Origin of the sequence: Streptomyces sp. NPDC059443, from assembly GCF_042750105.1 — a bacterium.
Taxonomy (GTDB): domain Bacteria; phylum Actinomycetota; class Actinomycetes; order Streptomycetales; family Streptomycetaceae; genus Streptomyces.
On record NZ_JBHYVM010000001.1, the window covers coordinates 281,125 to 298,560 of the forward strand.

General features: G+C 71.3%; 13 protein-coding genes, 2 tRNA genes and 1 other RNA gene. 12 read left to right on the forward strand and 4 right to left on the reverse strand.

The genetic code is table 11. The annotated features are described in order from the left end of the window. Positions 1 to 214 precede the first annotated feature (214 nt). Together ACFXDJ_RS01325 and ACFXDJ_RS01330 are read right to left on the reverse strand one after the other, a co-directional pair. Complete coding sequence (locus ACFXDJ_RS01325) at positions 215 to 1,180, reverse strand: DUF2637 domain-containing protein (protein WP_384847452.1); 966 nt, start codon at positions 1,178 to 1,180, stop codon at positions 215 to 217. A gap of 418 nt (positions 1,181 to 1,598) precedes the next feature. Further along, positions 1,599 to 3,119: a DnaB-like helicase N-terminal domain-containing protein gene (locus ACFXDJ_RS01330; RefSeq protein WP_384650191.1), complete on the reverse strand. Its 1,521-nt coding sequence runs from the start codon at positions 3,117 to 3,119 to the stop codon at positions 1,599 to 1,601. Between the two features lie 279 nt (positions 3,120 to 3,398). Here ACFXDJ_RS01330 and ACFXDJ_RS01335 point away from each other — a divergent pair, with 279 nt between their 5' ends. From ACFXDJ_RS01335 to ACFXDJ_RS01360, 6 genes are all read left to right on the forward strand, one after another. After that, positions 3,399 to 3,893, forward strand: coding sequence for a helix-turn-helix transcriptional regulator (locus ACFXDJ_RS01335; protein ID WP_384650193.1), 495 nt, complete (start codon positions 3,399 to 3,401; stop codon positions 3,891 to 3,893). 206 nt (positions 3,894 to 4,099) lie between these two features. Beyond that, positions 4,100 to 4,399: a helix-turn-helix domain-containing protein gene (locus ACFXDJ_RS01340; protein ID WP_384650195.1), complete on the forward strand. Its 300-nt coding sequence runs from the start codon at positions 4,100 to 4,102 to the stop codon at positions 4,397 to 4,399. Further along, positions 4,396 to 6,162, forward strand: a complete 1,767-nt coding sequence (locus ACFXDJ_RS01345) for a tyrosine-type recombinase/integrase (RefSeq protein ID WP_384650197.1) — start codon at positions 4,396 to 4,398, stop codon at positions 6,160 to 6,162. Before ACFXDJ_RS01340 ends, ACFXDJ_RS01345 begins: the two co-directional genes overlap by 4 nt. A gap of 148 nt (positions 6,163 to 6,310) precedes the next feature. Next, entirely contained in the window at positions 6,311 to 6,931 is a 621-nt protein-coding gene (locus tag ACFXDJ_RS01350; protein WP_384650199.1) for a hypothetical protein, read from the forward strand. Between the two features lie 89 nt (positions 6,932 to 7,020). After that, positions 7,021 to 7,206 (forward strand): hypothetical protein, encoded by a 186-nt coding sequence (locus ACFXDJ_RS01355; RefSeq protein WP_384650201.1) that lies wholly within the window; start codon positions 7,021 to 7,023, stop codon positions 7,204 to 7,206. A gap of 131 nt (positions 7,207 to 7,337) precedes the next feature. Beyond that, positions 7,338 to 8,432 carry a hypothetical protein gene (locus ACFXDJ_RS01360; protein ID WP_384650203.1) on the forward strand — a complete coding sequence of 365 codons (1,095 nt, stop codon included), beginning with the start codon at positions 7,338 to 7,340 and terminating at the stop codon, positions 8,430 to 8,432. A gap of 272 nt (positions 8,433 to 8,704) precedes the next feature. Here the strand turns inward: ACFXDJ_RS01360 and ACFXDJ_RS01365 are convergent. Then, positions 8,705 to 8,789, reverse strand: a tRNA-Ser gene (locus ACFXDJ_RS01365). A 140-nt stretch (positions 8,790 to 8,929) separates the two neighbouring features. Here ACFXDJ_RS01365 and ffs point away from each other — a divergent pair. The 6 genes from ffs (at position 8,930) to ACFXDJ_RS01395 (ending at position 17,231) form a co-directional block, all read left to right on the forward strand. Further along, positions 8,930 to 9,028: signal recognition particle sRNA small type (gene ffs, locus ACFXDJ_RS01370), an RNA gene on the forward strand. A gap of 122 nt (positions 9,029 to 9,150) precedes the next feature. Next, on the forward strand, positions 9,151 to 11,364 hold the full coding sequence (locus ACFXDJ_RS01375; protein ID WP_384847455.1) for a DNA polymerase III subunit gamma and tau: 2,214 nt from the start codon (positions 9,151 to 9,153) through the stop codon (positions 11,362 to 11,364). A 58-nt stretch (positions 11,365 to 11,422) separates the two neighbouring features. Next, positions 11,423 to 12,676: a phosphoribosylamine--glycine ligase gene (purD, locus tag ACFXDJ_RS01380; protein WP_384663005.1), complete on the forward strand. Its 1,254-nt coding sequence runs from the start codon at positions 11,423 to 11,425 to the stop codon at positions 12,674 to 12,676. A 321-nt stretch (positions 12,677 to 12,997) separates the two neighbouring features. Beyond that, entirely contained in the window at positions 12,998 to 14,614 is a 1,617-nt protein-coding gene (locus tag ACFXDJ_RS01385) for a hypothetical protein (RefSeq protein ID WP_384663003.1), read from the forward strand. Between the two features lie 158 nt (positions 14,615 to 14,772). After that, complete coding sequence (locus ACFXDJ_RS01390; RefSeq protein ID WP_384663001.1) at positions 14,773 to 16,251, forward strand: N,N-dimethylformamidase beta subunit family domain-containing protein; 1,479 nt, start codon at positions 14,773 to 14,775, stop codon at positions 16,249 to 16,251. Positions 16,252 to 16,328: 77 nt separating this feature from the next. Beyond that, positions 16,329 to 17,231: a phosphoribosylaminoimidazolesuccinocarboxamide synthase gene (locus ACFXDJ_RS01395; RefSeq protein ID WP_384663000.1), complete on the forward strand. Its 903-nt coding sequence runs from the start codon at positions 16,329 to 16,331 to the stop codon at positions 17,229 to 17,231. 113 nt (positions 17,232 to 17,344) lie between these two features. On the opposite strand, the gene ACFXDJ_RS01400 is transcribed toward ACFXDJ_RS01395, so the two are convergent. Next, positions 17,345 to 17,417, reverse strand: a tRNA-Gly gene (locus ACFXDJ_RS01400). Positions 17,418 to 17,436: the final 19 nt, after the last annotated feature.

Sequence of the window (17,436 nt, forward strand, 5' to 3'; positions counted from 1 at the left end):
CATTGCTCCCGACGGGAGCAATGCTCTGGGTACAACTTGCTGCGCTGTTAAGGCCGGTGGTCATGTGCTGCTGGGGGGTGGGGAGTTCGTGGTCCGGGTTGTGCATGGATCGGGTCTCCGTGGGGTGCTGGGTGCTTGGTTGTGTGCTGCCCTGTGCTCGGCTGCATGGGGGCACGGGATGCGCCGGAAGGGCGGGGCGGTGTCGTTGTGGGGGTCAGACGTTGCCGGCGGGGGCCGCGGCTTCGTCGAGTGGCCCGACCTTGAAGCCGCCGTCCGCGACGGGAGGGGTCTGGCCGGTGCGCTCGGCCTGCAGTTGGTTGCGCAGGAGGCGGGCGGGTTTCTGGCCGATCCGTAGGGTGGTGCGCAGCCGCTCGGCGGTCAGCTGGTCGTCGCTCCAGTCGGCGGTCAGGAGTCGGGCTTCGTGGAGGACTTCGGCATCGGTGCGGTTGCGGTGGGCGGTCGGCTTGGCGGCGGCGGGGACCCGACCGGTCGCCCGACGCGGGGCCGACCCCGTCGACTCCGCCACGGCGGCCGACCGGGGCGGTCGGGCAGCGAAAGCGGGGGACGGTGTGTCTGGCTCGGTCGGCCTCGTCATGGGTGGCTCGGTGACCTTCATGGGGGTCGACTCGGCTGGCTGCTCGGGGTCCGGTTTGGCCTGGTCAGACCTCGACTGTGGGGCCTCCTCGCTTGCCGACTGGTCGGCTTGCCGGTCGCCCGACTGGGAGGAGGCCGCTTCTGCGGGGTCGGCCGACTCGGGGTTGTGGTGCAGCACCTTGGCCACGAGGTCCGACCCGAAGTAGATCGACCCGACCGGGAGCGAGGTCGCCAGCAGTACGAGGGCCCAGTTCGCGGGGTCCCAGTCCGTCAGTCGGCCCCACTGGACCGACGTGGTGTGCAGGGCGGGAACGAGGCCGTGTACGTAGTTCAGCAGGAGGCTGGCGACGGTGTAGGCGGCCAAGACCCGCAGCGCGAACGTGCGGTCGGTGCCGGTCAGGACTAGCGCGGAGACCAGCGCGAGGGCCATCAGCCCGTCGACCACGATCGGGTAGAGCAGGGCGGCGGTGGAGTCTGCGCCGATGGCGCGGGCCACGTCGGACAGCGCGTTCCACGAGACCCGGAAGGCCATAAGGACGACGGCCACCAAGCCGAGGACGAGGGCGATGCGTCCGCTGCGGTTCACGTGACGGCCCCCGGCGGGTGCGGCTGCTCGGCGGGCGCCGGCAGCATCGTCAATTTGGTGAGGGTCTCGTCCTTGGCCGCCGGGGTGGGCAGGAAGCGGGGTGATCCTGCGGTTGCCGCGTGTGGCTGCCGGGGTGCTCAGGGCAGAGGAGAGCAAGGCGGGGGGCTCCAGGGTGGGGAAGCGGGTCTTGTGTCGGGGCCGTTCACGGCGTTCACGAGGGGGGCGTTCACGCGAGCCCCCTTCTAAAGGGGGGCTCGCGCGTGTACGCCTGGGTGCGTGTACGGCGTGTACGCCTCCGTGAACGTGTGACCTGCGGTTTTGTGGTGAGCGTGCACGCCTGAGGCGGGTTGTGGGCCTGTGCGTGCGGGAGGGGCGCGTGTACGCCTGCGTGAACGCTCCGCAGGGGCCAGCGCGGGGGTTAGCCGACGGCGGTGAGGTGGCGGGCAGAGGGGTAGTAGCGGGCCTGCTGGCCGCCTCCGGTCCCTCCGGCGATGCCGTCGGCCTTCGTTGCCAGGCCACTGTCGACGAGCCGACTGAGGTGGCGTCGTGCCTTTTCGATGTCGGCGCGGTCGGGGTCGCCGCCGCCGATGAGGATGGTTGCCAGGTCGCGTGCGGACAGTCCGCCCGGGGCGTTGCGCAACAGGACGGCGGGGTCCTTGGTGGGGTCGACGATCGTGGTGCCGCGCACGTGGTCGTGGGTGACGTCCAAGGGGCCGATCTCGCCGGTGGGGGTCTTGAGGTGGTGCAGGGTGACGGCGGGGTCGCCGGCCTTTCCGGTGACGAACAGGACACTGCCAGCGCCGGAGACGTACCAGGTGGAGCCGTAGACCTGGTCCAGGCTGGGGCGCTGGCCGCGCGGCGCGTCGGCGCTGGCCTTGCGCTGGTGGTGCAGCTCCATGATTTCCACCCCGCCGCGCAGGGCCCGGTTTCGGGCGTTGTGGAAGGCGACCGCGAGGCTGTCGTCGACCATCGTGCTGACCGCGTCCTTGAGGCTGTCGATCACGATGGTGTCGGCCTGGTGGGCGGCAGCGAGGTCGGCGAGGAGGTCGGGCTCCTTGTCGAGGGTGGCGGGTAGCGGGCCCTCCCAGACAACGAGCCGCTCGCGCAGGATCTTCTCGTCGGTCTGGAAGACGCGGCGAGCCATTGCCTTGGCGATCTGCTTGGGACGGTCCATCGCCAGGTACAGCACCCGCCGACTGGGCGCGACGGGCATCTCCAGGACGGTCTCCTGCAACCCGAGGCGGGCGAAGATCACCTGATGGGCCAGCGTGGTCTTGCCGACACCCGGAGCACCAACGATCATCAGGCTCTCGCCGGAGGCCCAGACGGTCTTCTCGCGTGTGCCCCACAAGGGCTCCGTGTCGGCGCCGGTCTCTTTGACGAACGACCATCCGTCTTTGGCGAAGCGGGACAGCCGCCCCTGCCCCGAGGCGAGTGCGCGCTCGCGTTCGGCGCTTACTTCCGCTTCGATCTCGGCGCGTATCGCCTCGGGATCCGCGCCGGGCTCCTGGGCCCGCTGGAGGGTGCGCACGGCGGAGGTCACCAGGCGGCGCAGGTTGGCCTTCTGGCGGATGATCTCCGCGTGATGCTCGGCGCTGCCGGTGCCGTAGGGCGCGTTGGCGAGCTCGAACACGTAGGCGGGACCGCCGACCCGCTGTAGATCGCCTTGCTGCTGGAGCAACTCGGTGAGGACGATCGGGTCGGTGGGATTGTCCTCGCGGCGCTGGGCGAGGAGCGCGCGCCAGATCGTCTCGTGGGCGGGCCGGTAGAAGGCGTCATCGCCCAGGATGGGCCGGACCGCGTCGATGACGTCGGCTTTGTGCATGCAGGCGCCGAGGACCGCGCGCTCGGCGTCGACGTTGAAAGGCGGCTCCAGCGGCGAGGCGCCCTCGCTGAAGTGGGATGGCGTCTGGGGAGGCAGGGTCGTACCCTGGGGCATAGAGCTCCTCACCCGGCAGGCCATATGGGGCGGCAACCCCGGCCGGACCGGTTCGATCGTTCAGGGATGGGCGGTTTCGAGGGTTCATGCTTTGCCCCCGGTGCTACGTGCACCGGGGGCTTTTCCATGTCCATCTGCGTTCCCCGGCGTTCGGGGGTGGACGAACATCATACCCAAGAGTTTCGGATACGCAATGGGTTGCGTTCGACTCCGCAATGTTGTTCACTTTGACCCTGGCCGCAGTGGCCCCTGGGGTCACCCTGAAGGGAGGAGGTGGATATGAGCAGCAAAGACGGCGCGGCACGCGCAGCGGGTCCGGCCCGGCCTGTGCCCGAGGACTACGTCGCCGATCGCATCAAGCAGGAACGTGAGGCGCGCGGCTGGAGTACGGTCGCCCTGGCCGAGAAAATGGCCGAGGCTGGTCACCCGGTCAACCAGGCCGCGATCTGGCGAATCGAGAGCGGCAAGCCGCGACGCCGGGTCAATCTCGACGAGGCGCTCGGCTTCTGCCAGGTATTCGGCCTCACCATGGACGAGCTGACCGCGCCGCCCATGAAGCATGCCGACGCGGTGGTCCGCGGTCTTGTCCGCGAGCGCATTGCCAAGCGGGCTGCGCTCGCCCGTGTGCAGCGCGACGCGCAGATCCTGGAACGCGAGCTCGACCACATTGAGTTCGAGCTGAAGCACTTCGCCAGCTACGGCGACGAGCAGAAGGCCGAACTCGAACAGCTGATGCATCGCGAAGAAGACGCGTGGAAGCGTCAGCACCCCTGAATGAGTGGGGGCCACGAGGCCGATCGCGCGGGTGGGCCCGTGCCATCCCCGGCTTTCGGCAGGACACGCCTCGGGGCTGCTAGCGCCGAGAGACGTGCCCTCACGCCCAACTGCATCAGCACTGCCCATCCCTGAACATCGCCACCGGCCTGGTCCACGAGGGTTGCCGCCCTTGTGACCGCGTGCGCCGGAGGAGGAGCACACCCTTGCCCCAGCACTCCCTGCCCCTTACGCAGATCGCCCAGCTCCTCGACGTCCCCGAGGACTCGCTCCGCGCGCTCATAGCCGCACGCGGCAGCGACCAGGGCGACACCACCCTCGTCGGCCTCACCGTCGCCGAAGCTGCACGTCGCCTCGGCATCGGCCGGACCAAGCTGTACGAGTACGTCTCGTCAGGGGCAATCCACTCCGTCAAGATCGGCAGCTTGCGCCGCATCCCAGCAGAGGCGGTGAACGACTTCCTGGCCCGCCGTCTGTCGGCGAGCGATTTCGGGGCTGCCGCGTGACGCGAGCCTCCACACCGAAGTCCCGCCAGCCCAACGGCGCCTCGTCGATCTTCCAGGGCAAGGATGGCCGATGGCACGGCTACGTCACCGTCGGGACCAAGGACAACGGCAATCCCGACCGGCGCCACGTCAGCCGCAAGACCCGCCCCGAGGTCACCAAGCTCGTACGCGAGCTGGAACGGCAGCGTGACAAGGGCGCCGTCCGCAAGGTCGGCCAGAGCTGGACGCTGGAGACGTGGCTGACGCACTGGGTGGAGAACATCGCCGCCACGCACGTCTCGGAGAACACCATCGACGGCTACCGCGTGGCGGTGAACCACCACCTCATTCCTGGCCTCGGCGCCCACCGGCTGGAGAAGCTCGAGCCCGAGCACCTGGAGCGCTTCTACAAGAAGATGCAGGACTCCGGCAGCGCCGCAGGCACCGCCCACCAGGTCCACCGCACCGTCCGCACCGCTCTCAACGAAGCGGTCCGCCGCGCCCACCTCACGGTCAACCCGGCCACGATCGCCAAGGCCCCGCGCCTGGAAGAGGAGGAGGTCGAGCCCTACACAGTCGAGGAGGTCCAGCGCCTGCTCGCTGAGGCTGCCAAGCACCGCAACACTGCCCGCTGGGTGATCGCCCTTGCCCTGGGCCTGCGGCAGGGCGAGGTCCTCGGCATGCATTGGGATGACGTCGACTTCGACCTCGGCGTCATCCGCGTACGCCGTGGCCGGCTGCGGCCCCGCTACAAGCACGGCTGCGGCGACCGCTGCGGGCGTAAGCCCGGCTTCTGCCCCCAGAAGATCAACACCCGCCGGGAAACGAAGAGCGCGAAGTCCCGTGCCGGCCAGCGCCCCATCGGCGCCCCCGACGAGCTGATCCAGCTTCTGCGCCAGCACAAGGAGGAACAGGCCCGCGAGCGCACCCTTGCCCGCGACCTGTGGACCGAGAAGGGGTACGTCTTCACGTCGCCCACCGGCGAGCCCCTGAACCCGAACACCGACTACCACAAGTGGAAGGAGCTGTTGAAGGCCGCAGGCGTTCGCGACGCTCGCCTCCACGACGCCCGCCACACCGCGGCGACCGTCTTGCTCATCCTCGGCGTCCCCGACGCGGTCGTTGACGCCATCATGGGGTGGGAGCCCGGCAAGTCCGCGCGGATGCGCCGCCGCTACCAGCACCTCACCAGCCGCGTCCTGAAGGACACCGCTGACAAGGTCGGCGGCCTCCTGTGGGGTACGGATCAAGGGGCAGAAGAGGGTGTTGCTGGCGCGGGTCGGAGCCCTGTCCCCGCCGAGCTGATGATTCACGTGGCCCGCCTCGGCGAGCGACGGATTGCCTTTCTCCACCGCGAGCACGCCGACGAGGTCGTCGCACGGTGGAGCGAGGACTGGCCTGATCACGCCGCCGAGGTGGAAATGTGGGACCGCTGGCGCTGGGAGCACCAGGGCCCCGGTGGCGCGAGCGTCCTTCGCGATCAGATGCCGGAGCGCTCCGTGGTCTTCCACGGCCGAGCTCTGTTCCTGCCCGGTGGGGAACGCGTGGTGATCGCACTTCCTGAACTGTGGTCGGTGCCGGCCTGGGACTTCGAGACCGACGTCTACACCGACCGCGCCTCGGCCTGGCGCACGGCGCGACGCCCCGGTTCGGGCCAGGAGGTCGAGGCACAGGTGCGAGGCACGGACAAGGCGGCCGTGGAGGCGGCATTCGTAGAGGCGTGTGCTCAGGCCGTGGACCGAGCCCGAAACCCGGGAAGATACGGCGACACCGACGAGTGGTAGCTGGTGCGTATGGAGAGGGCCCCGACCTGTCTGGTCGGGGCTCTCTGCGTTCTCGTTCGATCACGCGCCGGACTGCGCCGGAAAACGGCGCCGAAGTGCGCCGGATGTGTTTTACTGAGAGTGCAGCGGACGAAGGGGGTGAGGCTGCATGACGGAGTCTCAACTGCCGGACTGGACCGACCAGAAGATGGCGACCAAGGTGCGCACCGCTTTGTGGCTCGCCGCCGAGGTGGGGGAGGGGAACGTCTACACCAAGGAGCAACTGCGGGCGGCATTCCCTGACGTTACGCAGATCGACCGCCGGGTTCGAGAGCTGCGGGACTATGGCTGGGTCATCGCGACCAACCGTGATGACCCGCGCCTCACCTCGCACGAGGCCCGCTTCGTCCAGGCCGGGGATCCCGTATGGGAGCCGGGTGCCCGCGCTCGCACTTTGCGTGAACGCCGCCCGTCGGCCCGTCTCCATTCGGCCTCGGTCGAACGGGTCCAGGAGATCCGGTTCACGGACGCAGTCAGGGTCCATCGCCCCCAGGACCCGGAGGCGGTCTGGGAGCGCCTTAAGGATCTTTCCCAAGGGGAGAGGTCGCTCGTCCTGGCCTGGATCGCCATGGGCCGCCGACCCAGCTCCCCCGCCGAACTCGCCTGGCGGGCCTTCCGCAGCCTATCCGAGCGGCAGCGCCTTGAAATGGCGGCGAGGCTCGGCGAGCTGGTGAGCTCCGAGCTGTACGAGGAGTTGCCGGTGGCTGAGGAGCGCGGCGACGACAGCTAGCCCACATGCTTCCGCCGGATCCCGTGTCACCTTCCACAGATCTCCGGGGTCCGGCGGATGGTCCAACCCATCTGATGAGGAGAAGAACCATGTCCAGTATGCGTGTCCCCCTGGTCGGAAGCGAGGGGCCGCCCAGGTTCGAGATGTTCGTGGCCGCGGTCGCGGTCGGCTACGCGGCGGGCTACACCGCCGGCATCGGCAACGAGGCGCAGCGGGTGCTCGGCTTCGTGACGGTCACGGCCATCGGGTGGCTCTGGGACCGGTGGCGCCGCTGATCACCTTGGGCGGTCAGTGATCGTCTAGCCCATTCTCGATTGCCGGTCCTCCAGAACTTGGGGGCCGGCTTTCGGAGTTCAGGCCCTCGCGCGCTCTGTTGTCTGTCGGTGGCCGTTCCTATCGTGGAGGGATGGCCAATGGCGTGTGGCATACCGAGTACGGCATTGAGATCAACCTGACGCAGCCAGACTTGGGGGTCCGCGGGTACCCCGGTCTGCTCGAAGAGATCATGACCAGCGTCTCGGAGCGGAACCCTCAGCTGCTGGAATGCCTCGCGCACAGAGCGGGGAAGCCGTGCGCGTCCGAGGCGGGCGGGAAGTCCCCGTGGATGTTCATTCGGCGGGCTCGCGTGGGTGGCCGCTCACCGCTGGTTGCCGCTCACCTGCCGATCACGCACAAGCCGACGCCGGCGGAGAGCGACCAGCACAAGGCCACCAAGGAGCGGATCGTCGAGACCGCCGAGGGGTACGGGCTGGCCGCAGATGCCGAGGTGGGTATGCCCAACCGGCGCGGCGTCACCGATGCTGTGGTTACTGGGCCTTCCGGTATCCAGATCGGCTGGGAGATCCAGTACTCCCCGCTCAGCCCCAGCAGCGTCCACCGGCGGTCGGTCAACGCCATGGAGCACGACATCACACCGCTGTGGGTCGCCAAGGACGACACGGCGGCCCTGATCGACCGAGCACCCTGGGCCCGGGTCGACGACATGTCCTGGCGGGAGATCGCCGACGGCAGCGAGATGGTCATCCGCGGCGGGTACCGGCACCTACAGGTCTGGCGCTGTCTGGCGAGCAGCGCGCTCCACTGTCCCGATAACGGCGGTACGGGCCATTGCGGCGCGATCCACGCCGAGTGGTTTCTCCCAGCGCTCTGCGACCCGCCCAAGCCTCCCGTCCGGATCGAGGACCTGATCCTGACCAGCGCCACCGGCGACAGCGTGCCGGTCTTCGTGCCGAGCCGTGGCGGCGGTCGGGCTGGCCGCCACATGTGGGTCCCCCGTACCGAGTGTCGGACCTGGCGGGAGCTCACCGGTCAGTGGGATCCCCTGCCCAAGGTGCGGGAGCCGGAGGCTGACGATGAGATCACCTTCTCCGAGCAGGAGATCGATCGCTCCTGTCGAGCGGGAGAGGAGGGGTGGTTTCGGAGCGATGCCAGGCCGGTCAGGGATCTTGGGCAGCCCACGGGCGGTTTCACCCTCGCCCGCATGCCGGCCCAGCGGAAGTGACGTGCGACGTGGATCACACAGGTGGAGCGGGCCGCGGCAGCGGCCACCCTGGGATGTCCTCCGTGGGAGGTCGGTCCGTGCATCGGGTGCGGGCAGTTGATGCGCCGGTACGGGCGCAACGCGGCGTTGGCCTGTGACGCCTGCCGTGCCTCGGCCATCCCGAGGCAGCGAGGGGCGTAGATCGGGAACTGCAACCAAAACTGCAACCACGGAACGACGAAGGACCCGGCCGCTGAGCGGTCGGGTCCTTCGTTTGCCCTGGTGGGCGAGTGCGGAGGATACGAGATTCGAACTCGTGAGGGGTTGCCCCCAACACGCTTTCCAAGCGTGCGCCCTAGGCCACTAGGCGAATCCTCCGCTGCAAACAATACAAGACGTTGAGGGGTGCTCGCGCACGTGATCGTTCGGGAGGGGAGCGGGAGGGGAACCGGAGGGGGTGCGGAAGAGGTGTGGAAGGGGTCGGCTCGATTCCGGGGGCGTCCATCCGCTAGGGTGGGGTCAGCCCCTCACGTGGCGCTATCTCACCCAACTCCCCCAGGGCCGGAAGGCAGCAAGGGTAAGTGGGCTCTGGCGGGTGCGTGGGGGGCGCTTTGCGTTCCGGGGCGGGTGCGGAAACCCCCGTGCGGAGCCGGTGGGGAGTCCGTGGGAAGCCCGTGGTGACAGGCCGGGCTGGGACGGCGGGCCGCTGTTGTCGGCGGGCCCGGATAACCTCGTAGACGTGTCGTCCCTTGCGCTGTACCGCCGCTATCGCCCCGAGTCGTTCGCCGAGGTCATCGGGCAGGAGCATGTCACTGCCCCGCTGATGCAGGCCCTGCGGAACAACCGGGTCAATCACGCGTACCTGTTCAGTGGTCCGCGAGGCTGTGGCAAGACCACCAGCGCCCGCATCCTGGCCCGGTGCCTCAACTGTGAGCAAGGCCCCACGCCGACCCCCTGCGGGGAGTGCCAGTCCTGCAAGGACCTCGCCAGGAACGGGCCGGGGTCCATCGACGTCATCGAGATCGACGCGGCCTCGCACGGTGGTGTGGACGACGCCCGTGACCTGCGCGAGAAGGCCTTCTTCGGGCCCGCCTCCAGCCGGTACAAGATCTACATCATCGATGAGGCGCACATGGTCACCTCGGCGGGCTTCAACGCCCTGCTGAAGGTGGTCGAGGAGCCGCCGGAGCACCTCAAGTTCATCTTCGCGACCACCGAGCCCGAGAAGGTCATCGGGACCATCCGGTCCAGGACGCACCACTATCCGTTCCGGCTCGTGCCGCCCGGCACCCTGCGGGACTACCTCGGCGAGGTCTGCGGCCGCGAGGGCGCCCACGTCGAGGACGGGGTGCTGCCGCTCGTCGTGCGGGCCGGCGCCGGCTCCGTCCGTGACTCCATGTCCGTCATGGACCAGCTGCTGGCCGGCGCCGCCGACCAGGGTGTGACGTACGCCATGGCCACCTCGCTCCTCGGGTACACGGACGCGTCCCTCCTGGACTCCGTCGTGGACGCCTTCGCCGCCGGGGACGGGGCCGCGGCCTTCGAGATCGTCGACCGGGTGGTGGAGGGCGGCAACGACCCGCGCCGCTTCGTCGCCGACCTGCTGGAGCGGCTGCGCGACCTGGTGATCCTGGCCGCCGTGCCCGACGCCGGGGAGAAGGGGCTCATCGACGCCCCGGCCGACGTCGTCGAGCGGATGACGGCCCAGGCCTCCGTGTTCGGGGCCGCCGAGCTGTCCCGCGCCGCCGATCTGGTCAACACCGGGCTCACGGAGATGCGCGGAGCCACCTCGCCGCGGCTCCAGCTGGAGCTGATCTGCGCCCGCGTGCTGCTGCCCGCCGCCTTCGACGACGAGCGGTCCTTCCAGGCCCGGCTCGACCGGTTGGAGCGCAGCGGGGTGGCCGCGGCCGCCGCCGCCTTCGCCCCCGCGCCCGCCATGGGCTACGTACCCGGGCCGGAGGCGCATGCCATGGCTCCGGCCGTTCCCGCGCCGGTACGGGCTCCAGCGGCGGCCGCCCCCGCCCAGGCGGCCCCGGCGCAGGCCCCCGCCCAGGCCCCCGCTCCGGTCCAGGAGCAGGCCCCGGTGGCTCCCCCGGCTCCCGCGGCCACCGCTCCGGCGCCCGGTGCGTGGCCCGGGGCCGCGCAGCCCGGCGGCGGAGCACCCGGCGCCTGGCCGGGAGCCGCCGCCCCGGCGGCGGCTCCGGCAGCACCGGCCGCCGCACCGGCGGCCGCGCCCGTCGCCGGTGCCTGGCCCGGGGCCTCCGCTCCGGCCGCCGCGGCGCCGACGCCCGCTCCGGTCGCCGCCCAGGCCGCCGCGCCCGTACCGGCCGCCGCCCAGGCGTCGCCCGGCATGGCCGCCGGCGCCGGGCAGATCCACGCGATGTGGCCGGCCGTCCTGGAAGCCGTCAAGAACCGCCGCCGCTTCACCTGGATCCTGCTCAGCCAGAACGCCCAGGTCGCCGGCTTCGACGGCGCCACCCTCCAGCTCGGCTTCCCCAACGCCGGAGCCCGCGACAACTTCGCGAGCAGCGGCAGCGAGGACGTGCTCAAGGCGGTCCTCGCCGAGCAGTTCCAGGTCAACTGGAAGATCGAGGCCGTGCTCGGCGGGGGCAACCAGCCCATCGCACCCGTCTCCGCGTCCTCCTACGGGGCTCCGCCCGCGCCCGCCTACAACCCGCCGGCCCCGGCCCAGCAGGCTCCGGCCCCGCAGCAGCACCAGCAGTCACCTCAGCAGCAGCCGCAACAGTCCCAGCAGTCCCAGCCGCAGCAGTCGTACCAGCAGCAGCCCCCGCAACAGCAGGCACCCGCGTACCAGGGGCCCCCGCCGGTCGCCCCCGAGGACGACGTACCGGAGGACGACGATCCGGACCTCGTCGACTCCGCGCTGACCGGGCACGAACTGATCGTGCGCGAGCTCGGAGCCACCGTTGTAGAGGAATATACGAACGAGTAGCCGTCTCATTGGGTGGCCGCACGAAAGGGAATCCGGAGCGCGGGCTACCCTTCATGCCGTGAAGGTCCTCGTCATCGGCGGCGGCGCCCGCGAACATGCCCTGTGCCGCTCTCTGTCCCTCGATCCCGACGTCAACGCGCTGTACTGCGCTCCAGGAAACGCCGGCATCGCCGAGGTGGCCGAGCTCCGCCCCGTCGATGCCCTCGACGGCGAAGCCGTCGCCCGCCTCGCCACCGAGCTCCGCGCCGACCTGGTCGTCGTCGGCCCGGAGGCCCCGCTCGTCGCCGGGGTCGCCGACGCCGTCCGCGCGGCCGGGATCCCCGTCTTCGGCCCGTCCGGCGAAGCCGCCCGGCTGGAGGGCTCCAAGGCCTTCGCCAAGGACGTGATGGCCGGGGCCGGCGTCCCGACGGCACGCAGCTACGTATGCACCACCCCGGAAGAGGTGGACGCGGCCCTCGACGCCTTCGGCGCCCCGTACGTGGTCAAGGACGACGGGCTCGCCGCCGGCAAGGGCGTCGTCGTCACCGACGACCGGGCCGCCGCCCGCGCCCACGCGCTCGGCTGCGACCGCGTGGTCATCGAGGAGTTCCTCGACGGCCCCGAGGTCTCCCTCTTCGCCATCACCGACGGCGTCACCGTGCTGCCGCTCCAGCCCGCGCAGGACTTCAAGCGCGCGCTCGACGGCGACGAGGGCCCCAACACCGGTGGCATGGGCGCGTACTCCCCGCTCCCCTGGGCCGACCCGAAGCTCGTCGACGAGGTCATGGCCTCCGTCCTCCAGCCCACCGTGGACGAGCTGCGCCACCGCGGAACCCCCTTCTCCGGGCTGCTCTACGCGGGCCTGGCGATCACCTCGCGCGGTGTGCGGGTCATCGAGTTCAACGCCCGCTTCGGCGACCCCGAGACCCAGGTGGTCCTGGCCCGGCTGAAGACCCCGCTCGCGAGCGTGCTGCTGAACTCCGCCAACGGCACCCTGGACGCCCTGCCCCCGCTCAGCTGGAGCGAGGACGCGGCCGTCACCGTGGTCATCGCCTCCCACAACTACCCGGAGACCCCGCGCACCGGGGACCCCATCGAGGGTCTGGCCGAGGTGGCCGAGCAGGACGCCCCGGACGCCTACGTGCTGCACGCCGGGACCCGGCGCGAGGGCGACGCGGTCGTCAGCGCGGGCGGTCGCGTCCTGTCGGTGACGGCGACGGGTGCCGATCTGGCGCAGGCACGGACCAGGGCGTATAAGGCCGTGGAGCGGATCAAGCTCGACGGCTCGCAGTACCGCACGGACATCGCGGCCAAGGCCGCCGAAGGCCGCTGAACGCGGGCTGAACGCCGCTGACCAGCGGGATTTCACGGGCGCGGGCCCGGTACGCACTCGGTGCGGCCGGGCCCGCGCGCGTGTTCGCGTGCGAGTGCATCGAGTCGCGTTCGAACGCACCCATCTTTACCCAAAGCCATTCCATCGGGTGATCGTCCGCCGGTCTGCCTGACGACCGCCCTCGCCCCAACTATGGTGCGGCGCAAGCATTGCGGCTGTCGTTCCGGCACTTGGCCCACCGGCATTGCGATGTCAGTGGCGGGTGTCACAGTGGGGGAGTGAGCAAAGCCGCCGCAGCGCAGAGGGGGGTGAGGTCCGGCCGTGTCCGGGACAGGTTCGATCGCTGAAGTGGGCACGCCGTCCGCGCGTTCCCGAGCCCTGGCAGTGCTGCGCGTGCGCAGCAGGGCCCTGGCCGTCGGGATGCTGCCCGCCGCCCTCGCCGTCGTGCTGGTGGCCGCCCGGATGACGGGCCGTCTCCTCGGTGACCCCTGGCCGGCGGTGACCCTCGTCGTGTGCGCGGTCGCCGCGCTCGTGCTCCTCGTCGGCGGGACCTTCGCCGCCGTCGTCCTGCGGGCGAGCCCCGCCGTGACCCCGACGGTGCCGCTGTCGGAGGCCTCCGCCCCCGATCTCTACCGGCTCGTGCGGGACCTGGCGGACCGGATGGACGTCCCGGCGCCCTCCGCGATAGCCCTGACGCCCGACTGCGACAGCTGGCTGGAGGACCGGACCCACCCGGCCCACCGCCGTGCCCACACGCGCATACCGGGCGCGGCCGGCTCCCCCGGATCCCCCGGTTTCCCCACATCCTGTCCCCCGGAATCCGAGCCGGGCGCGGCCCCCGTGCTGGTGATCGGCTCGCCGTTCCTGTGGTGGATGCGCGTGGCGGAGCTGCGGGCCGTGCTCGCGCCCGTCGTCGCCGGTACGGGCCCCTCCGCGCACCCGGACATAGCCGACGCGCGCGGTTTCGTACGGGGCCTCGACGCCGCCGTGGACGTGGGCGGCCGGCGCTTCCTCGGCTGGATCGCCGCCCCCGCCCGGCTGCTGCTGCGGCTGTGCCGGGTCGATGCCGCCGAGATGGAGCGCGGGGTCGCCGCCGCCGCCTCCGAGCGTGCACAGGGTGTGGATTACGGGCTCCGGATCGTCGCCCAAGAACAGGTCGGCCTCGCCTACGCGGGCTGGGACCGGCTGCTGACCCGCGTCGCGCTGCCCGCCTGGCGGATGGGCCGCTGGCCCGCCCACCTCGACGCGGGGGTCGTCTCCGCGCTGACCGAGCTGTCCCGGCGCGACCGGCTGGCCGACGGATTCACCTCCCGGCTGGGCGAGCGCCCGGCGTGCGATCTGCTGGAGCAGCCGGGGACGGTGGACGAGGCCGCCTCGCTGCTGGCCGCGCGGCTCTTCCACGGCGGTCCGGCCGAGGCCGGACCGGACTGGTCGCCGGTGGACTGGGCGGCGTATCCGGAGGAGGTCGTCGACCGCAAGTGGCGTACGGAGGCGGGGCGGCTGCTGGCCGCGCTGGACGCGCTGTCCGCGCCCGCCGCCTCGACGGTGGAGCGGGTGCTGTCGTTCCTCTCGGACACCGCCGAAGGAGAGGCGCTGGCCGGGCGGCTCAGCGGGGACCTGGCGCGGGAGGCCGTGCCAGTGGCCGCCGCGCGGGGCGCGGACGCCGTGCCGCTGTTCCCGCTGGAGGCCCCGCGCAGCGGGCGGGACCTGCTGACCGACCACGTGGTGGCGCTGGTGTGCTGCGCCGCGGTGGACTCCGCGGGGGCCGCGCCCGGACTGGACTGGCTGGACGGCCCGGTGCTCCTGGTCGGGGGCGTGCGGCGGGCCGATCTCGCGCCGCGGGTGCTGTCGCTGGTGGAGGACGGGGACCCCGAGCCCCTGCGGGACTGGCTCGCGGAGGTGGGCGTACGCCCCGACAAGCCGGTCCGGCTCGTCTAGGCCGTCTCTTTCGGGCCTAGCCGGACCAGGGGTACCGCCGGCCGATGTGCCGCTGACCAACGGCTGAACTTTTCGCGACGAACGGTGACGGACCGAGTGCGTTATGTGATGTGCTGGGACCGGTCCAGGCGTTCGGGGGAGCGAGGGAGGGGAGCGGTATGGGTGCGGAGCAGATCCGGCGTTGGGAGTCAGGTGCGCTCGCGCACGCGGTGACCGATCCCTTCGGGCAGGGGCCGCTGCCGTGGTTCCGGGGGAGCGAGCTGTACTACGACGACAACGGGCAGGTCGTGCCCTGGTACGTGGACCCGGCCGTGGCCGCCGGACAGATCCCCCGGGCCCGGAGCAACGGCGGCCCCCGCACCGCCGACGACGTGCACCGGCAGATCAAAGGTTTCACCTCCACCGGAGCCGTCGCCCCCGGCGAGGCGATCGACTTCCACATCACCGTGGACCCGCCCCAGCAGTTCTCCGTGGACGTCTACCGCATCGGCCACTACGGCGGCGACGGTGCCTCCAAGATCACCACCAGCCCCCGGCTCTCCGGCATCGTCCAGCCCGCGCCCCTCACCGCCGACCGCACCGTTTCCTGTCACCACTGGTGGCTCTCCTGGCGGCTCCAGGTCCCCGCCTACTGGAGCGTCGGCGCGTATGTGGCCGTGCTGACGACCGCCGACGGGTACCGGTCCCACATCCCGTTCACCGTGCGCGACGACCACCCGGCCGATCTCCTGCTCCTGCTCCCCGACATCACCTGGCAGGCCTACAACCTCTACCCCGAGGACGGGCGGACCGGGGCGAGCCTCTACCACGCCTGGGACGAGGACGGCCGGCTGCTCGGTGAGGGCGACGCCGCCATCACCGTCTCCTTCGACCGTCCCTACGCCGGCGCCGGCCTGCCCCTCCACGTCGGCCACGCCTACGACTTCATCCGCTGGGCCGAGCGCTACGGCTACGACCTCGCCTACGCCGACGCCCGCGATCTGCACGCCGGCCGCGTCGACCCCACCCGCTACCGCGGCCTGGTCTTCCCGGGCCACGACGAGTACTGGTCCGCCCCCATGCGCCGCACCGTCGAGCGCGCCCGCGACCACGGCACCTCGCTCGTCTTCCTCTCCGCCAACACCATGTACTGGCAGGTGGAGCTCTCCCCCTCGCCCTCGGGCGTCGACGACCGGCTCCTCACCTGCCGAAAACGCCGCGGCCCCGGCCGCCCCAGCCTCTGGCGCGAAGTCGACCGCCCGGAACAGCAGCTGCTCGGCATCCAGTACGCGGGACGGGTCCCCGAACCCGCGCCCCTGGTCGTGCGCAATGCCACGCACTGGCTCTGGGACTCCACCGGCGCCGCCGAGAACGACGAACTGCCCGGCCTGGTCGCCGGCGAGGCCGACCGCTACTTCCCGCGCACGCAGCTCCCCGAGCACCAGAGCCGGATCCTGCTCGCGCACTCCCCGTACGAGGACGGCGAAGGCCACCGCCGCCACCAGGAGACCTCGCTCTACCGGGCTCCCAGCGGCGCGCTCGTCTTCGCCTCCGGCACCTTCGCCTGGTCGCCGGCGCTCGACCGCCCCGGGCACGTGGACGAGCGGGTCCAGCGGGCCACCGCCAACCTCCTCGACCGGATCTGCAAGCGGGACTGACCGGCCCCGTTGTCTCCCCGCGCGGACCGGTGCGGGAGAATGGGCCGCGCGCTCGTACAGAACCACAGGGAGACTCCGTGCCCGGATTCGTCGAAAAGCCCGAGCCGGTGCAGGTGCCCGGCCTCGTCCACCTCCACACCGGCAAGGTCCGCGACCTCTACCGCGATGAGGACGACAACCTCGTCATGGTCGCCAGCGACCGCATCTCCGCCGCCGACTGGGTGCTGCCCACCGAGATCCCGGACAAGGGCCGGATCCTGACCCAGCTCTCCCTGTGGTGGTTCGACCAGCTCGCGGACCTCGTCCCGAACCACGTCCTCAGCACCGAGCTGCCCGCCGGGGCCCCCGCCGACTGGGCCGGCCGCGCGCTGGTCTGCCGCAACCTCGACATGGTCCCCGTCGAGTGCGTGGCCCGCGGCTACCTCACCGGCTCGGGCCTCGCCGAGTACGAGAAGACCCGTACGGTCTGCGGACTCGCCCTGCCCGAGGGGCTCGTCGACGGCTCCGAGCTGCCCGGCCCGATCTTCACCCCGGCCGCCAAGGCCGAGGTCGGCGAGCACGACGAGAACGTCTCCTACGAGGAGGTCGCGCGCACCCAGGGCGCCGAGACCGCGGCCCTGCTGCGCCAGACCACCCTCGCCGTCTACGGCCGGGCCCGGGACATCGCCCGCGAGCGCGGGATCATCCTGGCGGACACCAAGTTCGAGTTCGGTTTCGACAAGGACGGCGCCCTGGTCGCCGCCGACGAGGTGCTCACCCCGGACTCCTCGCGCTTCTGGCCGGCCGACCTGTGGGAGCCGGGCCGCAGCCAGCCCTCCTTCGACAAGCAGTACGTCCGCGACTGGCTGGCCTCCCCGGCCTCCGGCTGGGACTCCAAGGGCGAACTCCCGCCGCCCGTCCTCCCGCAGGAGGTCGTGGAGCGGACCCGCGCCAAGTACGTCGAGGCCTACGAGCGGCTCACCGGCCAGACCTGGGCCTGAGGCGAAGAGCGGCGAAGGGGCCCCGGAAACGGGGCCCCGGGACTCCGGGGCACGGCGAGGCCCCGGAACGAGAGAAGCCCCCGGTCCGAGGACCAGGGGCTTCTTCACTACAGAGCGGACAACGCGACTCGAACGCGCGACATCCACCTTGGCAAGGTGGTGCTCTACCAACTGAGCTATGTCCGCAGGTGCGCCGTAGCGCGAG

Bases quoted from the DNA above. Each gene is read 5' to 3' on its own strand.
- ACFXDJ_RS01330 (WP_384650191.1), bottom strand. From the start codon at position 3,119: ATGCCCCAGGGTACGACCCTGCCTCCCCAGACGCCATCCCACTTCAGC.
- ACFXDJ_RS01335 (WP_384650193.1), top strand. From the start codon at position 3,399: ATGAGCAGCAAAGACGGCGCGGCACGCGCAGCGGGTCCGGCCCGGCCT.
- ACFXDJ_RS01350 (WP_384650199.1), top strand. From the start codon at position 6,311: ATGACGGAGTCTCAACTGCCGGACTGGACCGACCAGAAGATGGCGACC.
- ACFXDJ_RS01355 (WP_384650201.1), top strand. From the start codon at position 7,021: ATGTCCAGTATGCGTGTCCCCCTGGTCGGAAGCGAGGGGCCGCCCAGG.
- ACFXDJ_RS01360 (WP_384650203.1), top strand. From the start codon at position 7,338: ATGGCCAATGGCGTGTGGCATACCGAGTACGGCATTGAGATCAACCTG.
- ACFXDJ_RS01390 (WP_384663001.1), top strand. From the start codon at position 14,773: ATGGGTGCGGAGCAGATCCGGCGTTGGGAGTCAGGTGCGCTCGCGCAC.